The organism is Cupriavidus pauculus (assembly GCF_003854935.1).
Lineage (GTDB): Bacteria > Pseudomonadota > Gammaproteobacteria > Burkholderiales > Burkholderiaceae > Cupriavidus > Cupriavidus pauculus_C.
Window position 1 is genome coordinate 15,961 of sequence record NZ_CP033968.1, and the last position, 25,275, is coordinate 41,235.

General features: G+C 59.5%; 20 protein-coding genes and 1 pseudogene. 6 read left to right on the plus strand and 15 right to left on the minus strand.

Annotated elements, in window-relative coordinates:
- The first annotated feature begins 446 nt into the window (after nucleotides 1-446).
- From EHF44_RS00085 to EHF44_RS00095, 3 genes are all read left to right on the plus strand, one after another.
- A complete protein-coding gene (locus EHF44_RS00085) occupies nucleotides 447-908 on the plus strand; it encodes a helix-turn-helix transcriptional regulator (protein ID WP_029309116.1) in 462 nt (153 codons plus the stop codon).
- A 164-nt stretch (nucleotides 909-1,072) separates the two neighbouring features.
- Nucleotides 1,073-1,636, plus strand: coding sequence for a mechanosensitive ion channel family protein (locus tag EHF44_RS00090; protein WP_017510545.1), 564 nt, complete (start codon nucleotides 1,073-1,075; stop codon nucleotides 1,634-1,636).
- Nucleotides 1,637-1,851: 215 nt separating this feature from the next.
- Complete coding sequence (locus EHF44_RS00095; protein WP_029309117.1) at nucleotides 1,852-2,907, plus strand: DMT family transporter; 1,056 nt, start codon at nucleotides 1,852-1,854, stop codon at nucleotides 2,905-2,907.
- Between the two features lie 97 nt (nucleotides 2,908-3,004).
- On the opposite strand, the gene EHF44_RS00100 is transcribed toward EHF44_RS00095, so the two are convergent.
- From EHF44_RS00100 to EHF44_RS00160, 13 genes and pseudogenes are all read right to left on the minus strand, one after another.
- Nucleotides 3,005-3,529, minus strand: a complete 525-nt coding sequence (locus tag EHF44_RS00100; protein WP_017510547.1) for a prolyl-tRNA synthetase associated domain-containing protein — start codon at nucleotides 3,527-3,529, stop codon at nucleotides 3,005-3,007.
- A 43-nt stretch (nucleotides 3,530-3,572) separates the two neighbouring features.
- Nucleotides 3,573-4,985 carry an aspartate ammonia-lyase gene (locus EHF44_RS00105; RefSeq protein ID WP_017510548.1) on the minus strand — a complete coding sequence of 471 codons (1,413 nt, stop codon included), beginning with the start codon at nucleotides 4,983-4,985 and terminating at the stop codon, nucleotides 3,573-3,575.
- Entirely contained in the window at nucleotides 4,978-5,961 is a 984-nt protein-coding gene (locus EHF44_RS00110) for a LysR family transcriptional regulator (RefSeq protein WP_017510549.1), read from the minus strand. The genes EHF44_RS00105 and EHF44_RS00110 overlap by 8 nt, the downstream gene beginning before the upstream one ends.
- 29 nt (nucleotides 5,962-5,990) lie before the next feature.
- Nucleotides 5,991-7,487, minus strand: coding sequence for an MFS transporter (locus EHF44_RS00115; protein WP_200876193.1), 1,497 nt, complete (start codon nucleotides 7,485-7,487; stop codon nucleotides 5,991-5,993).
- 137 nt (nucleotides 7,488-7,624) lie between these two features.
- Nucleotides 7,625-7,726, minus strand: a pseudogene (locus tag EHF44_RS28575) (hypothetical protein); the annotation flags it as partial.
- Between the two features lie 365 nt (nucleotides 7,727-8,091).
- On the minus strand, nucleotides 8,092-8,964 hold the full coding sequence (locus EHF44_RS00125) for an EAL domain-containing protein (RefSeq protein ID WP_172965988.1): 873 nt from the start codon (nucleotides 8,962-8,964) through the stop codon (nucleotides 8,092-8,094).
- Nucleotides 8,965-8,983: 19 nt separating this feature from the next.
- Nucleotides 8,984-9,801 (minus strand): IS5-like element ISJp4 family transposase gene (locus EHF44_RS00130; RefSeq protein ID WP_086004422.1). Its coding sequence is split into 2 segments (ribosomal slippage): nucleotides 8,984-9,453 and nucleotides 9,453-9,801, totalling 819 coding nucleotides; the frame shifts between segments, so codons are not numbered across the junction.
- Between the two features lie 18 nt (nucleotides 9,802-9,819).
- On the minus strand, nucleotides 9,820-10,245 hold the full coding sequence (locus EHF44_RS00135) for a response regulator (protein ID WP_124682081.1): 426 nt from the start codon (nucleotides 10,243-10,245) through the stop codon (nucleotides 9,820-9,822).
- Nucleotides 10,242-13,367, minus strand: a complete 3,126-nt coding sequence (locus tag EHF44_RS00140; protein ID WP_124682082.1) for a PAS domain-containing protein — start codon at nucleotides 13,365-13,367, stop codon at nucleotides 10,242-10,244. The genes EHF44_RS00135 and EHF44_RS00140 overlap by 4 nt, the downstream gene beginning before the upstream one ends.
- 64 nt (nucleotides 13,368-13,431) lie before the next feature.
- Nucleotides 13,432-14,618, minus strand: a protein-coding gene (locus EHF44_RS00145; RefSeq protein ID WP_085960481.1) for an IS3-like element ISRme13 family transposase whose coding sequence is annotated in 2 segments (ribosomal slippage) — nucleotides 13,432-14,363 and nucleotides 14,363-14,618 — 1,188 coding nt in all. Because the reading frame shifts where the segments join, the coding sequence is not laid out codon by codon here.
- 58 nt (nucleotides 14,619-14,676) lie between these two features.
- Nucleotides 14,677-15,837, minus strand: coding sequence for a cache domain-containing protein (locus tag EHF44_RS00150; protein ID WP_124682083.1), 1,161 nt, complete (start codon nucleotides 15,835-15,837; stop codon nucleotides 14,677-14,679).
- A gap of 422 nt (nucleotides 15,838-16,259) precedes the next feature.
- Nucleotides 16,260-16,838, minus strand: a complete 579-nt coding sequence (locus EHF44_RS00155; RefSeq protein ID WP_124682084.1) for a hypothetical protein — start codon at nucleotides 16,836-16,838, stop codon at nucleotides 16,260-16,262.
- A gap of 554 nt (nucleotides 16,839-17,392) precedes the next feature.
- On the minus strand, nucleotides 17,393-18,565 hold the full coding sequence (locus EHF44_RS00160; protein ID WP_124682085.1) for a tyrosine-type recombinase/integrase: 1,173 nt from the start codon (nucleotides 18,563-18,565) through the stop codon (nucleotides 17,393-17,395).
- A gap of 145 nt (nucleotides 18,566-18,710) precedes the next feature.
- Here EHF44_RS00160 and EHF44_RS00165 point away from each other — a divergent pair, with 145 nt between their 5' ends.
- The 3 genes from EHF44_RS00165 (at nucleotide 18,711) to EHF44_RS00175 (ending at nucleotide 23,263) form a co-directional block, all read left to right on the plus strand.
- The gene (locus EHF44_RS00165) at nucleotides 18,711-19,658 is read left to right on the plus strand and encodes a DNA-binding protein (RefSeq protein ID WP_124682086.1); all 948 of its coding nucleotides are present in this window, start codon (nucleotides 18,711-18,713) and stop codon (nucleotides 19,656-19,658) included.
- A 137-nt stretch (nucleotides 19,659-19,795) separates the two neighbouring features.
- Nucleotides 19,796-20,230, plus strand: coding sequence for a hypothetical protein (locus EHF44_RS00170; RefSeq protein WP_124682087.1), 435 nt, complete (start codon nucleotides 19,796-19,798; stop codon nucleotides 20,228-20,230).
- Nucleotides 20,231-20,281: 51 nt separating this feature from the next.
- Nucleotides 20,282-23,263: a Tn3 family transposase gene (locus tag EHF44_RS00175; protein ID WP_124682088.1), complete on the plus strand. Its 2,982-nt coding sequence runs from the start codon at nucleotides 20,282-20,284 to the stop codon at nucleotides 23,261-23,263.
- A 149-nt stretch (nucleotides 23,264-23,412) separates the two neighbouring features.
- On the opposite strand, the gene EHF44_RS00180 is transcribed toward EHF44_RS00175, so the two are convergent.
- Together EHF44_RS00180 and EHF44_RS00185 are read right to left on the minus strand one after the other, a co-directional pair.
- On the minus strand, nucleotides 23,413-24,486 hold the full coding sequence (locus tag EHF44_RS00180; RefSeq protein ID WP_124682089.1) for a type II asparaginase: 1,074 nt from the start codon (nucleotides 24,484-24,486) through the stop codon (nucleotides 23,413-23,415).
- A 23-nt stretch (nucleotides 24,487-24,509) separates the two neighbouring features.
- On the minus strand, nucleotides 24,510-25,265 hold the full coding sequence (locus EHF44_RS00185; RefSeq protein ID WP_017510552.1) for an amino acid ABC transporter ATP-binding protein: 756 nt from the start codon (nucleotides 25,263-25,265) through the stop codon (nucleotides 24,510-24,512).
- Nucleotides 25,266-25,275: the final 10 nt, after the last annotated feature.

Sequence of the window (25,275 nt, forward strand, 5' to 3'; positions counted from 1 at the left end):
GGCGCATTCTTGATCTCCGCGAGGAGTAGATGCGACTTGCACTGGGAGTCGATTGGGTGGCGGCCGGCCGGAGTGTCGCTGGGCGTCCGAGCCCTCGATCCCTGGAAGCGAACAGGGGGATTCTAGGGGGCTTACCTGTCGGGGGGATTACGAAATGATGACGGCGTAGCCACTGACGAGTATCTAGCGAAAAGAAGGCGGAACGTCGCAGCGTTGGCCCCATACCAGTCGCAGGGGCTGTAATCGCTTCGCAATGCGCAAGCAATCTTTCTCATAGTAGACTCGCGCCGCTCCCGCTTTGACGTTGAACTTTCACGAAGGTCGACAGACCGCTCACAAGACTAGGTGCGGACCGTTGCGGACTGCGATGCCTGGTGGTTTCCTCCACGCAGCAGAATGGCGAAATATTTCGGGTCATGCGGTCGATATTGACATCCGCTCTGTTGATGATCTCGGCCTATCAGGCGTGGGATTTCTACCATCTCGCTACCAAATCCACTGATTCCCATGCATTTGCGGAGGCAGGTGTCGGCGCGGCAGGGATAATGGCAATGGCCTGGCTCGTGATTCGTGAGCGACGGCGTCGCTCCTTACAGAAACTGCGCGCGGTTGCCGCCAGTGCGGCGGCGCGACAGCAGGCGATGATCGAGCGAGACGAAGCGTCCATCCAAGTCACGCGGAATTTCCTTCAGTCGATGCGAATTCAGTTCCAGCTGTGGAAATTGACGCCATCCGAGATGGATGTGGCAACGCTTCTGATGAAGGGGCTTTCCGTCGAAGAATGTGCGCATGCGTTACAGTGCGGTGATACGACCGTACGGGAGCATGCTGCCAGCCCGTACAAGAAGGCGGGCCTCGCCAATCGCCATCAGCTTGTTGCCTATTTTTGGGGCGATTTGTTGGGGTGAACCGATGATTACTGCGTCCCCGCTCATAGAGCGTGCTCTGTAGATTCGATACGGTTTGGCACGCCTTCGCACGAACGTGCGAGGTTGAATCAGGCAGCACCAGACTAACAAATTAGATTACCGGCACTGCGTCGCCGCGTGAGCAGGTTTTGTGTCGTGAGCGTATGAACAGACTTCTTCAAGCTATACACGATAGCCTTCCCCCGTGGATGGCAGATTGGTTCGATATTCTGGTCCCGGCAGTTGAGGTTGTTCTGATAGGCGCGGTTGCATGGCTAGCGGTGCGCATCGCAAGTCGGTTGCTCCGGAAGCTGACAAAAACGTATTTACTACCGGCCAAGGTCGCCGCGCTTTCGTTGCGTGTCGTCGCGGCGATCGTCTACGTGGCGGCCACCCTGTGGGCTTTGGAGCGATTGGGTGTATCCGGTACCGTACTGTGGACGGCATTCACGGGCTTCGCGACCGTCGGTGCTGTCGCGTTCTTCGCGGCGTGGAGTGTGCTGTCGAACTTGTTCTGTGCGCTGCTGATCTACTTTACCGGGGCATTCCGCATCGGGGAAACGGTTGAGCTGCTCGAGAATGGAGAAAAGCCAGGGATAAAGGGACGGGTACAGGACATCAACCTCGTCTATACGACGTTGCTGGAAGCTACCTCAGACGGACAGGAGGTCGTGCTACAGCTACCGAATAGCTTGGTGTTTCAGCGTGTTCTTCGACGATGGAAGTAGGATCGGACGATCACTCCGCACGACGATATATTGGAACTGGGAGGAAGGCCGACCGAACGCAAATGGTGACGCACTTTGGTCGCGCGGACTGACGGGTCGAACGTGTCTGCTGGCAGGATTCGAGGCAGCCCCCTTGCTTGCCAGATACCGTCACGCCTGGCATTTCCTTTGGCGCGGAAGGACAATGTGCTTACTCGGTTTGAGGTTCTACGGCAATGTCTCTGCGTACCGCTTCCCCAGCACTATTGGCGGCACTCCTCTTCGGTGCCAGTACACCCCTTGCAAAATCCCTGACCGGCGCGGTCTCACCGATCCTGCTTGCGGGACTCTTGTATCTCGGGAGCGGCGTCGGGCTTGCCTTGGTGATCGTGGCGCGACGGCTGTGGCACCCACCCGCCTTGTCGAGTGAGCAGCTCGGCATACCTAAGGCTGATTGGACCTGGCTATTGGGCGCCATCCTAGCTGGTGGCGTCGCTGGCCCAGGGCTTTTGATGACCGGGCTCGTGTCAACCAATGCCGCGTCGGCATCACTCCTCTTGAACGTAGAGGGAGTGTTCACCGCGATGATTGCCTGGATCGTGTTCAAGGAAAACGCCGACCGGCAGATTGTGCTCGGCATGATTGCCATCGTTGCGGGCGGTATGCTGCTCTCCTGGCAGCCAGGAAGTCTGCAGTTGTCGATGGGCGCATTATTGATCGTCGCGGCTTGCCTGTGCTGGGCAGTGGACAACAACCTGACGCGCAAGGTGTCGAGCAACGATGCGCTCTTGCTGGCTTGTATCAAGGGGCTGGTCGCCGGGCTCTGCAATACAGCGTTGGCCCTGGCGCAGGGGGCGGCATTGCCTTCGCCAACGGTCCTAGCCGGTGCGATGTTGGTCGGATTCGCCGGCTATGGCGTTAGCCTTGCGCTGTTCGTGGTAGGGTTGCGCGTTCTCGGCACCGCCAGAACGGGAGCTTATTTCTCGGTAGCCCCGTTGATTGGGGTCGTGATCTCGTTCGCGATTTGGCCAGAGGTGCCGAGCGTGGCGTTCTGGCTCGCCGCAACGTTGATGATGCTGGGGGTGTGGTTGCACTTGCGGGAGCGGCACGAACATGAGCACACCCACGAGCCGCTCGATCATATTCACGCGCACCGGCACGACGAGCACCACCAGCATACGCACGACTTTCCCTGGGACGGCCGAGAACCCCACCGGCATCGGCACCATCACGAAGCGCTTGTGCACAAACACCCGCACTATCCAGACCTCCACCATCGCCATTCGCATTAGGAAACCGCACAATTCCGTTGGCGATAGCTATCGCGCGAAAACAGGGAGCCGCGCCACCAAGCTGCATCTGCTCGACGAACTGGTCGACGTCGTTACGCTAGGCTGCCAAGCGCGTCGCGAGCGTGGCCCACTCAATTTTATGCCCCGTGGATGAAAGAAACGCCTCCAGATCCAGCCTGGAAATTGAGAGCGTCGCTGCGCTATCCAAAGGATGAAAGAGGAAGGTCGGCTCGCCTTGCAGTTCGGCATCGACTACCAGGTCAATGGATGGCTCGACATCGTTGATCAATGCCAGAGGGCTAAGCGAACCTGGGAGCACGCCCAGCATGCCTTGCATACGTTCGGCAGACGCGAAAGACAGCCTTTTGCTGCCGATGCTCTTTGCCGCGGCGGAGAGATCCAAGGCCTTCTCGGAGGTTGTCACAACGAGGTAGACATGTCCCTGTTTGTCCTGCAGGAGCAGATTCTTGCAGCGAGTGCCCTCCAATGAAAGTCGGAGTTCACTGGATTCCGCCATGTTGAGCACGCGCTCATGATCTTCGTAGGCAAAGGGAATGTTCCTTGCCTTCAGAATCGAAAGTAGTTCTTCCTTTTCAACCATTCTTCTGTCGTCAAAATTCATTAAAAACCCGCCGCCATTTCTAGCCTGGCGGCGGTTACACCACTCAGGGGTTGAAGACCGGATGCGAGGCCTTCTTGATCGCCTCGAGGGTTTCCTGTTTTGAAAGCAGGCCGGTTTCCTCGAGAATGCTCACCAGTGGCCGCCCTTCGGCCACGGACTGGCGGGCAAGTTTGCTGACCTTTGCGTAGCCAATCGTCGGGACGAGCGCAGTGGCGACTGCCATGGATTCGAGCAGATGCTTCTCGTTACGGGCCACATCTGCCTGGATGCCGACGACGCACTTCTCACCAAATCGCTGGATGCCGTTCTTCAGAAGCGTGATGCTATCAAAGACGCGGGATGCCACGACGGGTTCAAAATGATTGATTTCCAGTTCGCCATACTGCACGGCTTGCGCGACTGCGACGTCGTTACCGACCACAGCAAAGCTCAGTTGGATCATCGCCATGGGTAGGACCGGGTTCACCTTGCCGGGCATGATGGACGAACCCGCCTGCGCTTCGGGAAGGCGCAGTTCACCGACACCACCAACAGGCCCGGAAGACAGTACGGTAAGGTCTGCTGCCACCTTGGCCAGCGAGGTCGCACAGGTGCGGAGTTCTGCCGACACACGGGAGAACACGTCCATGTTCTGCATCGCGTCGAACGGGTCCGCAGGCGGCTGGTATTCCACCCCGGTAACGCGGCTGAGGTGCGGATATACTGCAGCGCGATAGCCTGCCGGGGCTCCGAAGCCCGTGCCGATAGCGGTGCCACCAAGGGGCAGAGTGCGAAGCTTGTCGCGCACTGCGACCAGTTCCTCCGCGAGGCGATGGGTCAGGGAGGCATATCCGCCAAAGAGTTGGCCGAGACGCATAGGCTGTGCATCCTGAAGGCACGTTCTGCCGAGGTGCAGAATGTCGGCGAACTCGTACGCCTTGCGATCGAACAACCGTGCCAACATCCTGACTTCATCGATCAGCGGACCAAGCATCGCGTAGGTCGCGATCTTCATCGCTGCCGGATAGACATCGTTGGTCGACTGGGACCGATTGACATGATCATTCGGATGGATGAGCTCGTAGTTACCCGGCTCGCTCCCCATGAGTTGCTGAGCGCGATTGGCAATCACCTCATTGAAGTTCATGTTGGTCGAAGTGCCGCCCGATCCTTCCATCAGGTCGACGATGAGCGAGTCGGAAAACGCGCCGCTAACAATGTCATCGCACGCACGCGTGATGGCATCGCATTCCTCAGCGGTGATGACGCCCGTGTCGCGATTGGCCAGCGCGGCCGCCCACTTGCACTGGGCAAATGCCGTACTGAACTCAGGAAAGTGAGCGACGTTCAGAGGCGAGACCGTCAGGTTTTGGAAGCCTCGCACCGTATTCACACCGTAGAGCATGTCGGCGGGGATGCTGACCTCGCCGACATAGTCGCGCTCGGTACGGCCGTCGTTGTTGAGGGTATTACTCATGGTTTGTCCTCTCATTTAGAGTGATCAGTTTGTCGACCCCACTTCCAATATCCCGCAGTCGGGGTAGAAGGGAGGTCTCGATGACTTCGCGCGCGATCGTGCACGCGTCTTCGAAAAAGGTGGTGTACTCGTCGCGACGGGCGACCAGATAAAGAGACCGTTCCAGGCCCATACCTTCCACCACGTGGATCGAGACGCGATCGGCATAGGCGACGGCCTGCAAAAGGCACATGGGGGATGTCAGCGCCCAGCCGATTCCCTCGGCCACCATTGAGGTGAGGGCGTCGGCGTTGTCGAGCTCCAGTCGGTTTGGCATCCGCAAGTCGATCCGACGGAGATAGCGATCGACCTGCATTCCGACCTGCGAGTTCCGGTTGAACCGGACAATCGGCAGGGCGTTGGCAAGGGGTCGCAGGTCGTCTAGCGTCTTGATCGGATGCCGTTGGTCACGCGGCGTAATTACCAGATAGCGCTCGGAAAACAAGCGATATCTGACTACCTCGTTGGCGTCCATCAGCGGGTCGCTGGTGACAACCAAGTCAAGGTCTCTTCGCAACAGCGCCTCGCCTTGTTGGGGACTCAGACCCGTGCGGATCGAGAGCTGGGACGTCTTGCCGAGCAATCGCTTAATCAGAAGAGAGCCACAGGTTGCAGCGAATGAGTCCACCAGACCGATACGGAGATCCGGGTTGATGCCGCGCCCCGCTTCGACAACCTGTGCCTTGAGATTTGCGATCTCCTCAGTGAGGATCGCGCCACGGTTCTTCAACGCGATACCAAAAGGCGTCAAGGACAACGGACGTCGCGTACGGTTCACCAGAATGACGCCCAGGTCGTCCTCCAGTTGCCGGACCATCTGGGAGACGCCCGACTGGGAAATGCCCAGGCGGGTTGCTGCGCCGGACATGCTTCCTTCTTCGGCCACTGCTACGAACACCTGCACCGCGTTCATGTCGATGGGCTTGCTAAAGGACATTTGGTCTCCTTGCAACCGGAAGTGTCGTGTCAGCGCGCGACGGAGTGGTTCAGGGGCGTGGTGGATGCGACTGGGCGAGGCTCTTCGGAGTCGTTCGCACCGCCTACGTCCGACAGGTTGTCATTGCCGGTCTCGGGAGCGAGCATGTGGCAGAACACCCCGCCGAACACCAGCACCGCCACGCACGCGCCAAGCGCTGCGTGAATCCCTACTTGCTGAACGGCAATCGGCAGCAGGAAGGTGCTGATTGCAGAGCCGAATCGGCTGGACGCCACAGCGAGGCCGACCCCGGATGCGCGCAGATGAGTGGGAAACAGTTCCGGCGGGTAGACGAATTCAAGGTTTGCCGCTGCGGAAAGGACACACGCGAAAACACCGAAGACGAGCATTGTCCCGATCGGGCCAAAGTGTCCGAATGCGAGGAGAGCCAGCGCGATCGCCGCAAGATAGAACGTCCCGATCAGGAACGCACGGCGTGACAGACGATCGATCAGGAGCAGACCAATGATGGCTCCAATGAAGAGCAGGACGTTGTACACGACGCCACCGGCGAAGCTGTCCTTGACCTGGAGGGCCTCAAGAACACGCGGTGAGAATGTGCCGAGCGCAAAGAACGGAATGACCTGGCACGTATAAAAGACGCAACCCACGAGGGTGTTGCGACGCCAACGAGGCGAGAACAGTTGCGCCCAGGCGCCCTTTCGCTGCTGCATTGCCACCGGTTCGGGTTGAACGAGGTCAACCTCCGGTCCGAGCTTGCGACGGACAATTTCCAAGGCTTCGTCGCGACGGCCCCGCTTCATCAGCCACAGTGGCGATTCGGGAACTCCCATGCGCAACGGGAAAATAAGCAGCGCTGGCAATCCGCTGGCAACGAGCATATAACGCCAGGCATCAGGACCCAGGTCGCGCATCATGAAGCCGACAAGGTAAGCGCCCACGTAGCCGGCGGCCCATGCTGCCGCCAGCACGCTCAACAGACGCCCCCGATAGCGGCGCGGTGCGTATTCGGTGACGAGCGATTTGCTGACCACGTAGTCGGCGCCAAGAATCAGACCGAGCAGCAGCCGCAGGATAAGCAACTGCGTCGGGGAGGTGACAAAGAACTGCGCTGCCGAGATAGCGGCGAACAAGACCATGTCATAGGCGAAAATCGAGCGTCGGCCATGCTTGTCGGCGAAGGGACCCGCAAAGATACTTCCGAGGAAGAGGCCAGCGAGCGATGCCGCGCCAAGAAGCCCCATCCACATCGCGTCGAGTTGCAGCGGGCCGGCGGCCATGCTTACCGCGATACCGATAATCCCAAGGACGAAGCCGTCGCTGAACTGACCGCCCGTGCCACTGAATGCGACTTGCGCATGAAACCTGCGCAAGGGCAGGTCTTCCAACAGAACCTTATTACTCACAACTGTCTCCTGACTTTCTTCGTAGAGCTGCTGACGCTTGCCGCTGTCGATGCAAGCTTGGAGATCAGTGTAGTCAGCGAACTTCAGGAAAACAGCATGTGTGATGACACTATTACTCAACGTGATAGTAGTTAGCGCTGGACGTAAAGTTGCGCGTCCAGTATCAGGGTTTACGCATGTGTCAGGCGTAAAAAGAAGAAGGGCCGCCTTGTTTGAAGCGGCCCTTAATGCCCTTTGGATTTGGCGCGCTAGCGCGGTCAATAGGTGTGGAAGTACTCCTGGATGCGCTTCGGATCCTTGGTAAGAGTCAGTGCCAGCATCAGCAGAATGCGGGCCTTCTGCGGGTTCAGAGGGTCGGCCGGAATTCGTGAAATTTTCGCCAAAGTGATCTTAAGTATTTGATCCGAAATGAGAAAGCCATTCTCCACCTCGGGCCAAGGTGCCGTTCCCTAGTCTTACTTCGCCTAATCTGACGGTGTGGGTATCGTGAAAATCCGCCACACCTCCACATCTCAGCTAACCCGATAATTGGAAAGGAAACTTCGGTTCCGATGCGCGCTAGCGGGGCAGACGCCGGTGGCTGTCAAGGCAGGGCGGCGTAGCAACTTTGCCGCCGACACCAAGAGCCGAGCAGTGCAGCGCTAGAGTGGCCGTAGTAGCAGCAGCGCGTTCTTGGTAATCCCATCAAGCTCTGTACATTGTGGGGATTCGACATCAAAATATTTCAAGATCCACTCTCATCCGGACGAAGGTGAGCATGCTGTTTAGTGCTCCATAATTCGGCCCAAGATTGGACTTGCTCTGCTGGCATGGGCTTGGCGACAAAATACCCTTGTGCAACGTCACACCCTATAGCTCCCACGTAGTCCCAGTCTGCCTGATCCTCTACACCTTCGGCAACGATGCGCAGGCCGAGTCGGTGAGCCAGAGATACTGTAGCCTCTATGATTGATTGGGAAATCGCTTTGCCTTCATGGCCGGCATTACGCACGAAACTTCGATCTAATTTAAGTTCAGTGAAAGGGATATCTCTTAATTTGGTCAAAGTCGAATGACCAGTGCCGAAATCGTCAATTGACAGGGTTACCCCCATGAGCTTAAGTCGGGCCAGCACTTCAAGCGATACAATCGGGTTAGCCATTATCTGCGATTCGGTAAGCTCGATCGTCAAACATGAGATATCAGCTCCTGCCGCGGCGGCATCCTCCAAGTCATCAAGAAATCCGAATGTGCTAAGGCTTTCCATCTGCACGTTCAGTGCAATCGGCAAGTCGAAATCCAAGTCCTGCCAGCTTTTCGCCTGAAGGAGCACTTGGGCAAGCATCGACTTGTCCAGTAATCTGGCATGGCCATGAGCCTCAACAGCATTCATAAATTGCGAGGCTGGCAAAACGCCACCGTGTGAGTGCTTCCATCGTGCCAGCGCCTCAACGCCAACCAGCGTCGCATTCGCCAAGTCGACCTTTGGCTGGTAATACGCGACAATTTCAGACTCTTCAATCGCGGCCTCCAGATCTGCACTTGTAAAGCGGGGTGCTGGTATCTTGGGCGGACGCCAGGCAGGCCCAAGCCTTCTATCGCGCAGGACCCTCTCCAACGACGCCTTAGAGACTGTTTCAAAAAGACGGCTCAGCGCGCCTGAAGATGTTCCAGCAGACGAGAGAGCAGCCGAGTTTTAGGAACGCTTCGTGAATGTCGGCTCGACGTTCGAAGCGAATGCGAAGACGACGAAAGTTGTGAAGCCACGCGTGAGTACGTTCGACAACCCAGCGGAATTTGCCCAAGCCACTGCCGTGTTCTGTCCGGCGCTTGGCGAGCACCGGTTTGATGCCGCGCTCGCGAAGCCGCTGACGATGCGGCTCGGAGTCGTAGCCACGGTCTGCGTAGATGACTTTGGGCTTTTGAAGCGGGCGACCGCGCACGCCGCGAATTGGCGGGATCGCGTCGACGAGCGGCAGCAGTTGGGTGACGTCGTTGCGGTTCGCCCCGGTCAGGATTGCGCTGATGGGGACGCCATTTGCGTCGACGAGGATGTGATGCTTGGAACCTGGTCGCGAGCGATCCGTGGGGTTCGGACCAGTTTTTCGCCCGCCCCAACGGCTCGCACAGACGATGAATCGACGGCTGCTCGGGAGAAGTCGAGTTCGCCGGCCTCGCGTAACTTCGCCAGCAGTAGCTCGTGCAATCGCTTCCAAACGCCGGCCTTCTGCCAATCGCGCAAGCGCCTCCAGCAGGTCGGCCCCGACCCGAATCCCAACTTGGTCGACAGGTCGCACCAGCGTATGCCAGTCTTGAACACGAACAGGATGCCGTTCAGTGCAGCCCGGTTCGAAACCGGGAGCCGCCCTGGATATTTCTTGCGTCGCGGTTTCGGCGGCGGCAGCAAAGGTTCGATCAGTGCCCACAGTTCATCATCAATGATCGGCGCGCTCATCCCCTCGGTTCCAGTTGTTCAGATGGCCAAGGTTAACAGCTTGCCGAAAAGGTTAACAGCCCCCCGGGGCTCTTTTTGAAACGGTCTCTTAGTAACCGGCTTTGGCAAGCTGGCGATAACCTGTAGTCCGTGCAATTTGGCAAGCTGCTCCGCAGTCTGGAGAATTCCCGCGCCTTCACCGCTGACCAGTAACAGGGCACCGGTATAACCGGCGGCGGAAAGGTGGCGGAGGAATTCGATGCCGTCCATTTCGGGCATCTGCAGATCTGCGATCACTAACCGAAATGCACGTGGCTCTTTTTGGATCAGCGCGAGGGCACCATTGGCCCGTTCAAATGTAGTAACCTTGTCGTAACCAATCTGCTCAAGCTGCCGGCTCAGCAGTCTGAGGCTGAATACATCATCGTCAATAAGAGCAACTTCCGCGGCAAGCGTGGTTTTCATTGTAAGTTCCTTCCTTCGGCTATCGCTATGCTAGCCTGAATCTCGTGCTGCAATGTTGAAAGTGCATGCGTAACTCGTAATGCCTCGTCCTCGAACGATGCAAGAAGCTCGCCCAAGTCCAAATCCTCCTTGCAGGCGCGCTCTATTTGCGTGCAAAGCTCGCCCAAGGACAAAGCGCCAACCGATCGCGAGGAGGACTTCAACCGGTGAGAGAGGTAGCTGGCCTCGTTGCGGTTATCGTTTCTCAGTGCCTGATGCAGTCTGGGCTGCATCTCTCGCAGTTGTTCAGCATAGGCAGATAGCAATTCAGAAACGACCTGGGGATCGTCGCCGATCATCTCATGAAGAACAGACACATTCATGGAGCGGTCGTACCCTCTTTGCTCTTCCTGAGTCAGTACAGCGCCCCGTGACGCAGGCTTAAGCCATCGTTCGAGAGCGGCTTTCAAGCTATTGAGATGCAGTGGTTTGGTCAGGTAGTCGTCCATGCCTGCCGCTAAGGCACGTTGTTTCTCGCCAAGCATGGCATTGGCTGTCAGTGCCACAATTGGCGTCTCCCCGCCATTGCCCTCGGCATCCCGGATCGCCCCAACTAGCGCGTAGCCGTCCATGATTGGCATGTGTATATCGGTCAGGATCAGTCCATAGTGGGACCGTCGCCACTCCTCAATCGCTTCGGCACCGTTGTTCACCAATTTGGCTTGGTAACCGAGAAGCTCCAATTGAGCACATATCACTTTCTGGTTGATAGGATCGTCTTCAACAACCAGGATCTTGCTAGATTCGGCGGCCGATGTCCGATGGTGTTTGGCGGTCATTTCATCGCGCTTGGCAGCAGCGGGTGCTATCGGGAACGAAAGCATCGCTGAAAAGGCCGAACCGATCCCGACCTCACTTGTCACCGAGATCTGTCCGCCCATGGCTCTGACTAAACGCTGACAGATCGCCAAGCCCAGGCCTGTACCGCCGTAGCGCCGCGTGGTCGACGCTTCGGCCTGCGTAAACGGCTCGAACAGATGAGGAATCGCATCGCCTGCGATGCCGATGCCGTTGTCCGTCACAGAGAAAGTGATGGTTTGCGCGGCAGGTTCTCCTTCGCTGGCTCCAATAACATCGACGCTGATCTCTACAGATCCCGCTACCGTCGGTCGGCCGGTCGAAAACTTGATGGCGTTGCCGACCAGGTTATACAGCACCTGACGCAAGCGCGTTTCGTCTGCAAGTACCCATTCAGCCACGTTGTCTGAGACACCACAATGCAGACTGACATCTGCTGCATTGGCCACAGGAAGCAGGGCAAGATACACTCCCTCCACGACTTGACGCGGTGACACGGGGTTGCTTTCAATTTCCATTCGCCCCGCTTCAATCTTGGAGAAATCGAGGATGTCATCAATGAGACGAAGCAGCGTTGCAGCAGACTGGCGGATCGTCGAAGCGATATCGGATTGATTCTCGCTTAGCCCACTGCGACTTAACACCTCGATCATGCCGACCACTCCATTCATTGGTGTCCGAATTTCATGGCTCATGGTCGCTAGGAAGGCGCTCTTCGCTCGCGACGCGGACTCTGCCTCGGCTTTGGCGAGCAACATCTGGTCACGCGCGGCGCGGATGTCGGTGACGTCACGCGCAATCGCATAAATATACCCATCCGGTTCTCGTACTGCATTCCAGGCCAGCCAACGATATGTGCCATCCTTGCAGACGTAGCGGTTCTCAAAATGCTCAGCTAGCACTCCGACATTGCTCGAGGCCACAATCTCAAAGGTTCGCGGGCGGTCTTCCGGATGGACGAAATTAATATAGGGCTGGCGGGCAATTTCGTCAGATGTCCACCCCAGAACTTGGGTAAAGGCACGGTTCACACGTTTTAGATAACCGTCTTCGCTCGCGATGCACTGCAAGTCTATCGATAGTTCGAAAAACCGATCCCGCTGGGTTTCGGCCATTCGGCGGGCACTTATATCCTGCAGGAGCACCAGTGCTGAAGATTCACCGTCCCAGTCATAAGGCACCGCTGTTACCTCACATTCCAGTAAGGAGCCGTCAAGGCGTATCCAACGCTCCGCGGTGGTTGGCACACTGATGCGCTGCTTGCGTAGCAAACTAATGCGTGATTTGACCAGGTCACGGTCCGTGCAATGGACTAGTTCGAGGATGTTTCGATCCAGCAGTGCATCAACGGAAGACGCCCTGAGCATACTGACGGCCATTGGGTTGGCGTAGCAGATCTTGTCGTTGCGTTGCACGATGACGGCATAGGGCAAAAACTCGATGAGTCTGCGATAACGATCCTCGCTTGCTTGAAGGGCCTTCTCCGCAGCACGTTCGACGCTGACATCGCGCATCACCAGCACGGTGCCCTGGAAAACCCCGGCATCATTGCGCAGAGGCGCCGCGCCAAGAATGATGTCAACTGGTGTCCCTCTTGCTGCGCCATGCAGCGTCAAGTCTGAGCGGTTAAGCGGTAGCCCGGTGCGCGAGACCTCGCTGACGGGATCCACGAAGGTCCCACCATCGTCTGCGCATGTCAAACGCAGTACTTCGGTCACCTGTCTGCCTACCGCCTCGCCCCATCCCAGACCGATGAGTTGGCTGGCCATGCCGTTTATACGCTTCACGTTTCCCACTGCGTCCGTGGAAATGACCGCATCGCTGATGGCATGCAATGTGATGTGAAGATCCCGCTCGCTTTCCTGTAAATCGGCGTGGCTGGTGATATCGCGGATGAGCAGCAACGTTCCGCCATCACGGCGCGAATCGACCTGGATTTCATACACAACAGTCGTTTGATCGGCGATAGGGAAAATCAGTGTTTGTTTTTCTTCTCCTTGCAGAGCCTCGCAAAGCGACTGTACCTTGGATGTTCGATCGAGGCTGCCGTCATGCCGAAAGAGCGTTTTGGCAACGCTCTCAATTCGAGTCCCTATCAGTTCTGCCCGGCTAGCCTCTAGAAGCAGCAGCGCATGGCTATTGAGGCCGTCGACGCACCCGCCCCTGTCAAATCCCATTGCCGGATAGGGAATCGCCTGGAAAAGTGCATCAATGCGCTCAGCCTTTCCCATTTCACGGTCTCTGGCGGCGTTTGCGGCGAGCGTGGCGCCGAGCATGCTATCCATCAGGGCGGTCTGCTTTGCACGGGCTGACCTTGCCCCTGTTCCACGAATCCCATAACCGAGGGAATTAGGCAGCCCGGTGTTGCTGAGCTGCGGACCAGTTTTTCTCGAACGTCATGGGGCTGACGTAGCCCAGCGTCGAGTGGAGTCGGCTGGCATTATAAAAGCCAAGCCAGTCAATTACCTCGTCCATTGCGGCGCGGCGGGTAGCGAACTGGCGACCGTGCAGGCGAGCGACCTTCAACGACCCCCACAGACTCTCAGTCGGCGCGTTGTCCCAGCAATCGCCCCTGCGGCTCATTGACGAGCGCATGCCATACGCCTTCAGGGCGTCTTGAAACAGATGGCTGCAATACTGGCTTCCCCGGTCGGTGTGCACAATCACACCGGCTTCCGGGCGGCGCCGGAACCAGGCCATGCGCAGCGCGTCCGTGACCAATTCGGCCTTCATGTGTGGTTGCATCGACCAGCCAACCACCTGCCGGCTGAACAGGTCGATGATGACCACCAGGTAGAGCCAGCCTTCGGCGGTCGCCACATAGGTTATGTCGCTCGTCCAGACTTGATTGGGTGCTGCTGGGCTAAAGTCGCGTTGCAGCAGATTGGGGGCCACCGGCAAATCGTGGTTCGAGTTGGTTGTCGCGATGTACTTGCGCTTGTGGCGGGCACGGATGCCGTGCAGCGCCATCAGCTTGCGAACACGCTCCTTGCCCACCCGCACCCCACGCGCCAGCAGTTCCTTCCACATGCGCGGCCAGCCGTACTCCCCCTTGACCCCGGCGTGAATCGCCTTGATGTGGGCCAACAAGGCATCGTCACTGAGTCGGCCTCTATCTGGCCTGTCGGTGCTTACTGTGCGTTGCTTGCGCTGGTGATAGCCGCTGGGGCTGACCCCTAACAGCTCACACAGGACCGAGACCGGCCAGTAACGTCGGTTTCGCTCGATGAACGCATACCTCACACCGACTCCTTCGCAAAGTATGCTGCGGCTTTTTTTAAAATATCGCGCTCCATCTTCAAGCGCGCCACCTCCGCCCGAAGCCGGGCCAGCTCCATCTGCTCCGGGCTGACCGGCTTCATACCCGCACCAGTCAGCTTGCCTTCCCGCTCCGCCTTGACCCAGTTATGCAGCGTCTGCGCTCTGATGCCCAGGGTCGCGCTAACCACTGCCATGCTCTGCCCGCTCTTCACCAGCCGTACCGCTTCCAGCTTGAATTCCAGCGTGTACTGCGCCCGCTTTGTCTTGCTTGTCATCACATCTCTCCTTGCTTCAGTTTAACCTCAGCAAGGGATTCGTTTTGCGGGGGCAAGCTCAGGCATATAAAATCAGCGCCGTCATCAAGATTCCTACGATGAGCAGAAAGGTGCGTCGCGCACGATACCCGGCAAGGTACTCTGGTTCGGAGAGGCCAACTGCTACAGCGAGCGGGTAATCTTTGATCGATCGGAAGGCGATGGCCTGGGTCGTACCGTCCACGAAACTGGGACCCCGAAAATTTCCAGCGGTGGAAGACGCCGCAAATGCCCGTCCTAAAGCGCTAGTTAATGGGATTTTCGCGCCGAAGTGCGAGTCCGGGTACGAGCGTTCTGCCCGTATGATGAAATCCCTTGCACCAAACACCAGTACCTGGCCATGTTCTCCCACTCTCAACTGATCGAACAACTGTATCAGGTAGGCCGGGTCCAGGGAAACCACTACCACGCCGAGGAAATCGCCCTCACTGTCTTCAATTCGCTTGGATAACTGAATGGATGGTTTGCCGCTCGCGCGGCCAATGAGAGGCTCACTGATATACAAGCCGGATGCCGGAGCATTAACGTGCGCGCGAAAATGCGGCCTGTCACTAAGATCAACTGGCTTGAATCCTGGGACGGTGGAGGCTCGCAAAATGCCACGCTGATCGATTACTGCAACTTGCAGAAATAGGCCTAACTGGACCGCTTTTGCCTGGACATAAGGGACCAAGGCTATATTAGGCCCAGATTTCAGCACTTCCTGCGTGACCATCCAGGCCAGTTGATCCGCTTGTCGCAGCACACGGGTTGTGTGTGCTGCTAAGAGATCGCTTAGTGCAGCAGCCCGTTCTTCAGCAGCATCCCGCTCCGAGTCCTGATCCCACATCATGGCCGACGCAAGGGCGACCCACAATGCCAGTACGAGCATCCCTCCCCGTCCTAGGGCTCTAAAGTGTTTCTTGTTTAACAATTGATCGTGTGGTCCGCTGGCGGACGGTCGGTGGTGCCAGACTGTTGGCAGTACTTTGAACTTTAGAGTGATTTTACTAACAATGCGTGGTGGTGACCAAAACGGTGCGGAGGGCAAAGCAGGACGGGGAGGAAGGGCATAAATCCACTCCAATAGCCGCAAATGATGCAACCAAAAGCGTGCCATGAGCGGTGCCGCCCGCGGCCAGAGCAGTATCGCCAGCACCGTGGTGACGTTGAATGTGGCGTCGTTGTCACTGTGCAGCACGGCTTAGCCGCCATGGCGTCAATACTCTCGGCCTGCGCTGTGTGCGTTTGACCGGATGCGTGGCATAGTCCGCGTCGTCGCGATGAATACCCACCGCGCTTCCGCGCCGACGTTCCAATTGGTCACAATACCCGCCGGCGAAAACATGAAAATCGCGTCGTCAGTGACGCCCTGAACCAGAATCCGGAACTGCCCCTCTGTTTCGCGGGTGCCGACCTGGCTAGTGTCTTCTCTACATGTTTGCGCCTACAAGTCCCCCGAAGACTCAGTTCCGGTTTGACGCTTCGGAGAGTTGAACTGTCCCACTAAACTGCCTGTGTGGTGCAATGTGCATCTACGAGCGCCAGGTTACCGGTAGCGGAACTGTTTCTTGGTAAGTCTTCGAACTACAGCTTCATTCTTAAGCCCATCGACCGATGTCCCTATGCATCGTCGCCTGCCGTTGCGTGGCCCATTTGCACGGTGTGGAACCGCGACTCCGCTTCGCGGAACAGCAACTTAACCTTGTCGACGTCCCAGGGCCGTTCGGCCAAGGTCTCATGATCCCACTGACTGCGGGGCTCGGTCGGATGGAAGAAGTCACCACCATAGACGTGGATGGCGCACGTCATCTTGCCGATCGGATTCAGCACAGAATGGATCGCCTCCCGGTCGAGCACAGCGACGTCGCCCACTCCAAGAGATCTAGCTGTCGTTGCCTCGATACCCGATGCCGTCCGCCGCCAGAAGACATTATCCTCGCGTCCCGCATAGATGCCCACTGCCGAGAACATCCGGTGATTGTGGGGCATGAGGCTCATGCACGGTGCCCAGACGAAATTGATGACCGTGACCTCGGGCGAGGTGTAGAGCGGTAAGAGGCCGGCGTGTTCCGGCTCGCCGAGCCCGGCGAAGATACCGGCGCCGTCGGCAACAGCTTCTGCCACCACCTCGCGCACGGCCTGCGAGCCTTCGGCGACGGCCTTGACGCAATCCTCGATGAAGCGGTCCTTATCGAACACGATCCTAACCTCCTGCGCTGAGTTTTTGGTCCGAGATCGTCCCGCATTCGAACCGCGCGCTCGGAGCGGAATGATGGCATTCCCGCGTTCGTCGATCGGGTACGCATATTTGAAAAAGGCGGCCGGGAGCCGTTCCTGTCCTCCAGGAGGGCGACAGCCAAGGCCGAGTTGCAAGAGCAGGCCGGCGGACAGGTTTCGGAGCCCTGCCTTTGCTCGAACGACTGGGATGCCAGGCCAGCGAACGACAACTCTTGGCTGGGAAGCGGCCTTCGAGGTTCGAAGTGGCCATCGATCTGCGACGACACAAGTCCCGGGTCATGCTCGCAGTATAGATGTGCGGGGAGACCAATGGGTTCCGACATGAGCTTTGGCGCGCCGTGATCGATGAGCGCCGCATTGGGGCAACGGCGGTGCGTACGCCTGTAGGTAGTCGCGCAAGCGCGGCGCTTTGGGCAGTGCGCATGGCGGCGGCGCCCTCCAGCGCAAACCGGCGAGGCCGATCCATTCGAGGCCGATGGTCCGAGCGATTCACGAACGCCAGGGCCAATACGCGCCTACTGTGGCGGGGCGGGCGCGGTGGGTGGTTGAGCTTGTTGCTCGCCCACGGTGTGCGCATGCCGCCGGTCGTCCTCGGCGTGCAGGTAGATGCCGGTCGTCTCGATCGAGGCGTGCCGCAGGTTCTTCTGAATAAAGCGGATATCGGTACCCGCGTCGGCCTGGTGCGAAGCCGCGGAATGGCGCAGCCAGTGCGTCGAGGCACGCGCCAGCGTCGCCGCGCCGGCCGGATCGCTCGCCTCCAACACGGCGGCCGCCCGCCGGAACACTTCCTTCGCGATCAGATAGACCGCCGTCGGCGTGAGGTGCCGCTGCGCGTCCCCGGCGACGCTCAGGATGGCCGGGCTCAGGTCACCGGGCCCCGGCATCGGCGGCAGGCCGTGGAACGCGCGATAGCGAGCAAACTCGGCCATCAACGCGTCGCTCACTGGTACCTCGCCCTCGGCGCCGCCCTTGCCGACAACGTACAGCCACCAGCGCCCGCGCCGCTGGACAAAGTCGGCTGCCTTCGCGTGGGCGGCTTCGCTCGCGCGCAGCGCCGTATGGTAGAGGAAGCGCATCACCCAGCGGCTGCGCTCGTAATGCTGGCACTCGCGCGGCGTGCCCTGCGGCCAGCCCTCCATCGACGCGAGCACCACCTGCCACAGCGCATGATCGAGATAGCGCTCGACGCGTCGCGCGCGCGAGCCACGCGTTGAACGGCTGCGGCGCAGGGCAAGCGGATTGCCTGCGAGGTAGCCGGCCGTGACAAGGTAGTCCAACAGACCCGAGAGGATGCCGAGCGCTTGACGGCGGCTGCCCTCGGCGAGCGGCCCCCCGAACAGGCGCCGAGCGCCGCCGCGGCGCGGCAGCGCCGGGTCGATCCAGTCCGCCGTTGGCGCGGCAAGGAAACGTTCGTACAGGAGGAAATCCTCGCGCGTGAGGCTAGAGAGCGGCTTGCCCAACGTGCGCGTTGCCCAGATGAGCAGCCGTACTACTTCCTTTCGGTAGCTGCGCAGCGTGTGCGGCGAGCTGGCGTACTCGGCAAGCCACAGGCGTACGGCCTCGATATCGGTGTCGGCGGCGATCTGGCGGTGGCCGCCGCGCGCGCGGTTGGTACCGTCATGGCCGTCGAGTGCGGCGGGCAGCGCGACGAGCAGAAGCGATTCGGGGGCTGGGGCAGGCAGGTTCATGGGGTTCCGCATCGTACACCTAGTAACCTTACGATTATGCGCGTTATCGTAAATTTCTACGGCTTGTGATTACAGATATAACGTAATACGATCATATACATCAGTCAGATTCACGAAATTCCACCCTCTCAGCCCGCTTCCGCCCATGAGCCGTATCAGCGATACCCGTCTACGCACCCGCGACGCCGCCGCGCGCTTGGTTTCCGCGGGCCGGCACCCGCATGAACTCACCGTCGACCTGATCTACGCCGAGATCCGCCAGGGCAGCCGCACCACCATCAACGACGAGCTGAAGCTGTGGAAGGACGAGCAGGCGCGCAACGACGCGCTCTCCGCCGCACTGCCGCCAGCAGTCGCCAACGCCATGCTGTCGGTCTGGGCGTTGGCCGTCGAACAGGGGGAACAGGTCTTCGCGCAGCGCAGCGGGGAGTTTGAGGCCGAAGCGACCGCCGCCATCACGCGCGCCGAATCGCTGCAGGCCGCCAACACAGGGTTGCAGGCGGAAGTGCAAACGCTTCGCGCCCAGGTTGACGACCTGCAGGCGCGGCTCGCTACCGCGCTGGCCGCTCACGCCCGGGGCCAAGCCGAACTGGAGGCTGCCATCCGACGGGCCGAAGCCGCCGCGGCTGAGGGCGATGCCGTGCGCGCGCAAGCAGAGCAGGCCTTGCGCGAAGCGCAGTCCGCCCATGCCCGCGAACTGGAAGCACTGCGGACCGCCCGCGCCGAACACGAGGCCGCCCTGCGGGTGGAGGTCGACCAGGCTACCGCCCGGCTCGAAGGCGTGCAGAAGCTCGTCATGCTGCAGACCGAGGAAGCGCGCGAAGCCCAGCGTCGCGCGGAAGCTGCCCTTGCGAAGACCCGCCAGCGCAACGAGCAACTTGTGGCTGACGGGCAGCGGCTCAGCGCCGACGCTGCTGAACACCGCCGGCTGGCCGAACGGCATGAAAAACAGCTCGCCAGTGTCATGGAAGAGACGCGCGAACTGCGGCGTGAGCGCGATTCCCTGACCCAACAGGTCGCCCTGCTGCAGGGCCAGCTCAAGGGTCGCGACGAGTCTGCGCCAGCGCGTACAGCCAGGCGTCGCGCCGGCTGAGCCAACAGCGAGCAACGGTTTTCGGACTACCGCGGAGCGCGTCAGCGCCCGCGCTACAATCGGGCCTTCGGTCATCGCCTGCGGGCGCTGGACCGATGCAGTGCCATGAGCAACCGCCCGACAGGAAACCGAGCCTCATGAACACGAACGAACCACAGCCACCAGCCTGGCAGCCGATCGCTGCGCTGCCGGTCATTCTGGATCTCGCCGGCGCGCAGATTGATGAGGTACAGGCCACCTTCGACGCCCTGACCCGGTGCCGGTCGCGACCCCATGTGCTTGACGACGCCACCCTGGCCCGGACGCGCCAGGTCTACGGCGAACAACGGGATTTTCTGCCGATCCAGCGCGAGCAGGTGGCACGGTGGCGATCCGGGCCGCTCACACCGCAGGAGCGCGAAGCCCTTGCTCATCTGAGCGCGCGGATCGACCGGCTGGCGGCGCTGCTCGACGATCTGCTCGCGCTGGCAGACGAGCTGTCGCACGGCACGATCGACCGGATCATGGGCATGAGCGATGCGGACCTTGCCACTGCGGTGTTATCGGGCGCGCTCAGATTGCCGCAACGCTGACAGGCGGAAAATGCAGCAACGGTACCGGCTGGCTCGATTCGCGCGGCACCTATGAACCAGATTTCCGAAACCGCGTACCCGTTACTGCCAGCGGAGATCACCGCAGACGAGTTGCGGGCAGTCTACACGCCCAGCGCCGCCGAAATCCGCTTCGTGTATGGCCAGTTCCGGCAAGCGCCAACACGCGTGCTGATTCTGACGCAGCTCAAACTGCTTCAGCGTCTGGGATACATGCCGCCAATGTCAGACGTGCCACCCGAAATCGTCGCCCATATTTGCTCGGTGCTCAAGGTCCGATCGCCGCCCCGCACGACAATCAAGCGCTATGACAGGTCGGGCAGCAAGTCTCGGCACCAGAAGGTGCTGCGCGAATTTGTCGGCATCCGCGTCGTTGATGCGCTTACCCATGAATGGCTTGCTGTCGTCGCGGCCATCGCGGCGCGCACGAAGGCAGAGTTGCCGGACATCATCAACGTTCTGCTCGAAGAGCTCATCAGGCAGCGCTACGAACTGCCGCCGCTGGCAACCCTCTCGCGCATTGCGGCTTCCGCCCGCAGCCGGCTTCACGAGACCATCTACCAGGCCTTCTCCGACGCGTTGGACGAACCGCTCAGAGCCCGCCTCGACGCTCTCTTCAGCAACCGGGCGGGACGCACGCCCTGGGACGAACTGAAGCGGGAACCAAAACGGCCGAGGCCGCGCGAGGTCGCAAGCTTCCTCAAACACATTCAGGCCTTGAACGAGCTGGCCGACGGCCTACCGCCGCCGCCGGAAATGCTCTCGGTCCCCAAGCGCATGCAACTCGTCCTTGAAGCACGGGCCCTCGACGTCCATGAGATGCGCATGCTCAAGCCGGCGAAGCGCTACACGCTTGCTGTGCTATTCATCCTCGCGCAGCTGCAGAAGGCACTTGATGACGTCGCGGAAATCTTCATCAAGACGGTCCGCAACCTGGAAGGCACGGCGGAACTGCGCATGAAACAGTATCGGCTGGCGCACGCTGACGAGCTCGAATCGCTCGTCAGTCAGTTTCGCGATGTGCTCCACATCCTGCAAGACGACGAGGCGCCGCCCGCCGAGCGCATTGCGCGCATGAGGGCATCCCTCAATGACGATCCCGGCAACGCCCTGAGCCGATGCAACGAGCACATCGCATATACCGGCAATCACGCCATCCCGTTTCTGCTGGCCCCATACAGGAATCTGCGGTCACTGCTGTTCCAGTGCCTCGATCTCCTGTCACTGCGCTCGAGCTCCCAGGACGATGCCCTGCTCGGCGCGCTCGCTTGGGTCCAGCAATACCGGGCCTCACGTCGCGAATACCTGCTGCTGGGCGACGCCGACCTCGCAGAGCTGCCGCTCGACTGGATGCCAGAGAAGTGGGAGAAATTTGTCTTCCCGGACGGGCGGACCGCCCGACTGCTGCACCGGAAATATTTCGAGTTATGCGTGTTCAGCCAGCTCAGGCGTGAACTCAACTCCGGGGACGTTTACGTCGAGCACAGCGACCAGTACGATGATCCCCGCGAACACCAGGTATCGTGGGACGAATTCCGCGAAGAACTGCCGCGCTATGGCGAACTCGTCGACTTCCCGGTCGATAGCCGGGCCTTCGTCCAGCAACTGAAGGACCAACTCAGCGCACTGGCCGACGAGGTCGACGCTGCCTTTCCGGAGAACGACTACGTCGAGATTGGCGACCAAGGTCTGATTCTCCACAAGCTCGAGAAGAAGCCCGACCCGCCAAACAAGATGTTAATCGACCAGGCCATCACGGCGTCGATGCGGCCGGTCAGCATCCTTGACATCCTGACCGAAACCGAACAGTGGCTCGACCTGCACCGGCTGTTTGGCCCGTTATCCGGCTTCGAGGCGAAGATCGACGAGCCGCGCAAGCGCTTCATCACGACGCTGTTCTGCTATGGGTGCAATCTCGGACCGGCGCAGACGGCGCGCTCGGTAAAGAACCTCAGCCGCAAGCAGGTCGCCTGGCTGAATCTGCGCCACGTGACCGAAGAGCGCCTGGACAAGGCCATCGTCCGGGTCATCAACGCCTACAACCAGTTTGCGTTGCCGAAGTTCTGGGGTTCCGGAAGCCGAGTTTCGGCCGACGGCACGAAATGGAATCTCTACGAGCAAAATCTGCTGTCCGAATATCACATCCGGTACGGCGGCTATGGCGGTATTGGTTACTACCACGTGTCGGACAAGTACATCGCGCTCTTCAGCCACTTCATTCCGTGTGGCGTGCATGAAGCCGTCTACATCCTCGACGGGCTGATCAAGAATACCTCCGACGTGCAGCCGGACACGGTCCATGGCGATACCCAGGCGCAGAGCGCGCCGGTCTTCGCACTCGCACACCTGCTCGGCATCAAACTAATGCCCCGCATCCGCGACATCAAGGAACTGCGCTTCTACAAAGCGGACCGGCGCCGTCGCTACACCAACATCGAATCACTGTTCCGCGGCAACGTCGACTGGGCCCTCATCGAAAGGCACTTGTCGGACATGCTGCGCGTCGCCATCTCAATCAAAGCCGGCCGGATGACGCCATCGACGATCCTGCGGCGCCTCGGCTCCGAGAGTGTCAAGAACAAGCTGTATTTCGCGTTCCGCGAGCTCGGGCGGGTAATCCGCACGCTGTTCCTGCTGCGCTACATCAAGGACCCCGAAATGCGCCGGACGATCCATGCCGCGACGAACAAGAGCGAACAGTTCAACGATTTTGCGAAATGGCTGATGTTCGGCGGTGACGTCATCGCGGAAAACGTCCGGCACGAACAGCGCAAAGTCATCAAGTACAACCAGCTCGTCGCGAACATGGTCATCCTCTACAACGTGCAGTGGATGTCGCGCAAACTGAAGGAGTTGCAAATGAAGGGCCATCCTGTCGACGCCGAGGTGCTCCAGGCGCTGTCGCCTTACCGGAAGGACCACATCAACCGGCTCGGGTCTTATTTGGTGGATCTCCAGCGGAAGGTGCCGCCGCTCGATACGTCGATCGATTTCGTTTTCGGATCGGCGGCATAGAGGAATTCTGGATACCGGGCCGCTCCTGCACGGGGCAGTTCAGCTGCTGACACATCCGTACGCGATAGCTGCGTCACGGCTCGGCATCGCCCACACAACCGTGCCTTGGCCCGAGGAAGAGAACCACTTTTACGTTTCGGATCACATACTTAAGGCAACTTTGGCGAAAATTTCACGAATTCCGGCCGACCCTCGTTCAGGCTATCTGCGACGAGGCCAGGGTATGCCGGATCATCTGGCACAAAGCCACCACCGGTCCGTGACGAACGCACGACGACGATGCCTTGCCCCATCGCCTTTTTGATGGAGGGGATGGCGCGCAGCGAAACACTACCGGCGCCTACACCTGAGGCAATGATGCCTTTGATGCCGTTGTTTGCTGCGGCTTCGTACATGAATCCGGAGTCACTTTGATAGTGCGCGATCACCGCGACTTCGGGCAAGACATCGAGTTTTGCGACGTCGAATGGCGTGGCTTTGGTGTGAGGCTTTGCCGTGGTGGTTTCGAAGTAGGGGACTTGATCGACCAGTGTTCCGAGGTAGCCCGCGTCCTGCCCCTTGAAGGTGTCCAAAGAATTGGCATTGGTCTTCGTGACATACCGCGCAGCGCCAATACGATCATTCAACACGATCATGACACCGCGTCCGCGGGCAGACGGGGCTGCGGCGACCGTAACGGCCTGGAGGATGTTACTGGGCCCATCCGCGCTAATCGCCGTCGAGGGGCGCATCGCGCCGGTCACGACCACCGGCTTGTCGCTCTTGACCACCAGATTCAGGAAGTAAGCCGTCTCCTCCAACGTGTCGGTGCCGTGTGTGATGACAACGCCGGCGATATCGGGCTGCGCCAGGAGGGCGTTCACGCGCTTTGCGAGTTTCAGGAGAATCTCGTTGGTCATGTTGTCACTGCCAACGTTTGAGATCTGTTCACCCGACACGCGTGCGACTTTTTCGAGCGATGGCACGGAACGAAGCAGCGCGTCGGCGGTCAGCACGCCAGAGGTGTATGCGGTCGTTTGGGTCTCGCTTGCGCCGGTACCCGCGATGGTGCCTCCCGTAGCCAGCACCGCCACACGGGGCAATGCAGCTTCTGTGGGCTGGGCATGCGCACCCGTCGAAAGCGTAGCGGCAAGGATGAAGCATTGAGTAATCAGCCAGCGAAAACGGCCTGGAAGGGTGCGTTGTTGTGTCACAGAGTGCTCCACTGATTTCAGTTTGAACATGTCAATTGATTTGACACGCAGACTCAGGCCAGTACGTGGCCCAGGAACTCGCGTGTGCGGGAGTCCTGCGGATCATCAAAAAATGCGTCCGGTTTGCCGTGCTCCACGATAAGTCCTTTGTCGGTGAAATAAATGTGGTGGGCCACTTCCCGGGCGAACCTCATCTCGTGGGTCACGAGGACACAGGTCATGCCTTCCTGCACCAGCTCTCGGATCGTGATCAGGACTTCTTTGACGGTCTCGGGATCCAGTGCTGCAGTGACTTCGTCGAACAGCATTACACTAGGCCGCATGGCCAATGCTCGTGCGATTGCCACGCGTTGCTGTTGCCCGCCCGAGAGGTGGCCGGGGTAGGCGTTCTCTTTGCCAGTCAGTCGGACTTTTGCAAGCAGCGTCATGGCGCGCTCGCGGACTTCGTCGGGGCGCTGCTTCAGAACCTGGACGGGCGCAAGCATGATGTTCTCGAGCACCGTCATATGAGGGAAGAGGTTGTACTGCTGAAACACCATGCAGACGTCCTTGCGCAAGGCAATGCGTCTCGCACTGTCGGAAAGGTCATGGACCCTGTGCCCCGCGGCATAGATCTCGCCGCTATCCGGCTGAACGAGACCATTGATGCAGCGCAGCAACGTCGACTTGCCGGAACCCGATGGCCCAATCAGCGCCACGGCTTCCCCTTTGCCCACGGTCATCGAAACGCCCTTGAGCACCTGATTTGCGCCGAATGCCTTCGTCACGCGGTCGACTTTCACGATGGTCTCGCGAGTATTGTTAGTCACGAATGTCTCC

What these genes read in the sequence shown, in the direction of transcription:
- EHF44_RS00140 (WP_124682082.1), bottom strand. Translation starts at nt 13,367, where the DNA reads ATGGATAGCATGCTCGGCGCCACGCTCGCCGCAAACGCCGCCAGAGAC.
- EHF44_RS00100 (WP_017510547.1), bottom strand. Translation starts at nt 3,529, where the DNA reads ATGAATTTTGACGACAGAAGAATGGTTGAAAAGGAAGAACTACTTTCG.
- EHF44_RS00160 (WP_124682085.1), bottom strand. Translation starts at nt 18,565, where the DNA reads ATGAACCTGCCTGCCCCAGCCCCCGAATCGCTTCTGCTCGTCGCGCTG.
- EHF44_RS00170 (WP_124682087.1), top strand. Translation starts at nt 19,796, where the DNA reads ATGAACACGAACGAACCACAGCCACCAGCCTGGCAGCCGATCGCTGCG.
- EHF44_RS00105 (WP_017510548.1), bottom strand. Translation starts at nt 4,985, where the DNA reads ATGAGTAATACCCTCAACAACGACGGCCGTACCGAGCGCGACTATGTC.
- EHF44_RS00085 (WP_029309116.1), top strand. Translation starts at nt 447, where the DNA reads ATGATCTCGGCCTATCAGGCGTGGGATTTCTACCATCTCGCTACCAAA.
- EHF44_RS00135 (WP_124682081.1), bottom strand. Translation starts at nt 10,245, where the DNA reads ATGAAAACCACGCTTGCCGCGGAAGTTGCTCTTATTGACGATGATGTA.
- EHF44_RS00090 (WP_017510545.1), top strand. Translation starts at nt 1,073, where the DNA reads ATGAACAGACTTCTTCAAGCTATACACGATAGCCTTCCCCCGTGGATG.
- EHF44_RS00110 (WP_017510549.1), bottom strand. Translation starts at nt 5,961, where the DNA reads ATGTCCTTTAGCAAGCCCATCGACATGAACGCGGTGCAGGTGTTCGTA.
- EHF44_RS00175 (WP_124682088.1), top strand. Translation starts at nt 20,282, where the DNA reads ATGAACCAGATTTCCGAAACCGCGTACCCGTTACTGCCAGCGGAGATC.
- EHF44_RS00165 (WP_124682086.1), top strand. Translation starts at nt 18,711, where the DNA reads ATGAGCCGTATCAGCGATACCCGTCTACGCACCCGCGACGCCGCCGCG.
- EHF44_RS00095 (WP_029309117.1), top strand. Translation starts at nt 1,852, where the DNA reads ATGTCTCTGCGTACCGCTTCCCCAGCACTATTGGCGGCACTCCTCTTC.
- EHF44_RS00180 (WP_124682089.1), bottom strand. Translation starts at nt 24,486, where the DNA reads ATGTTCAAACTGAAATCAGTGGAGCACTCTGTGACACAACAACGCACC.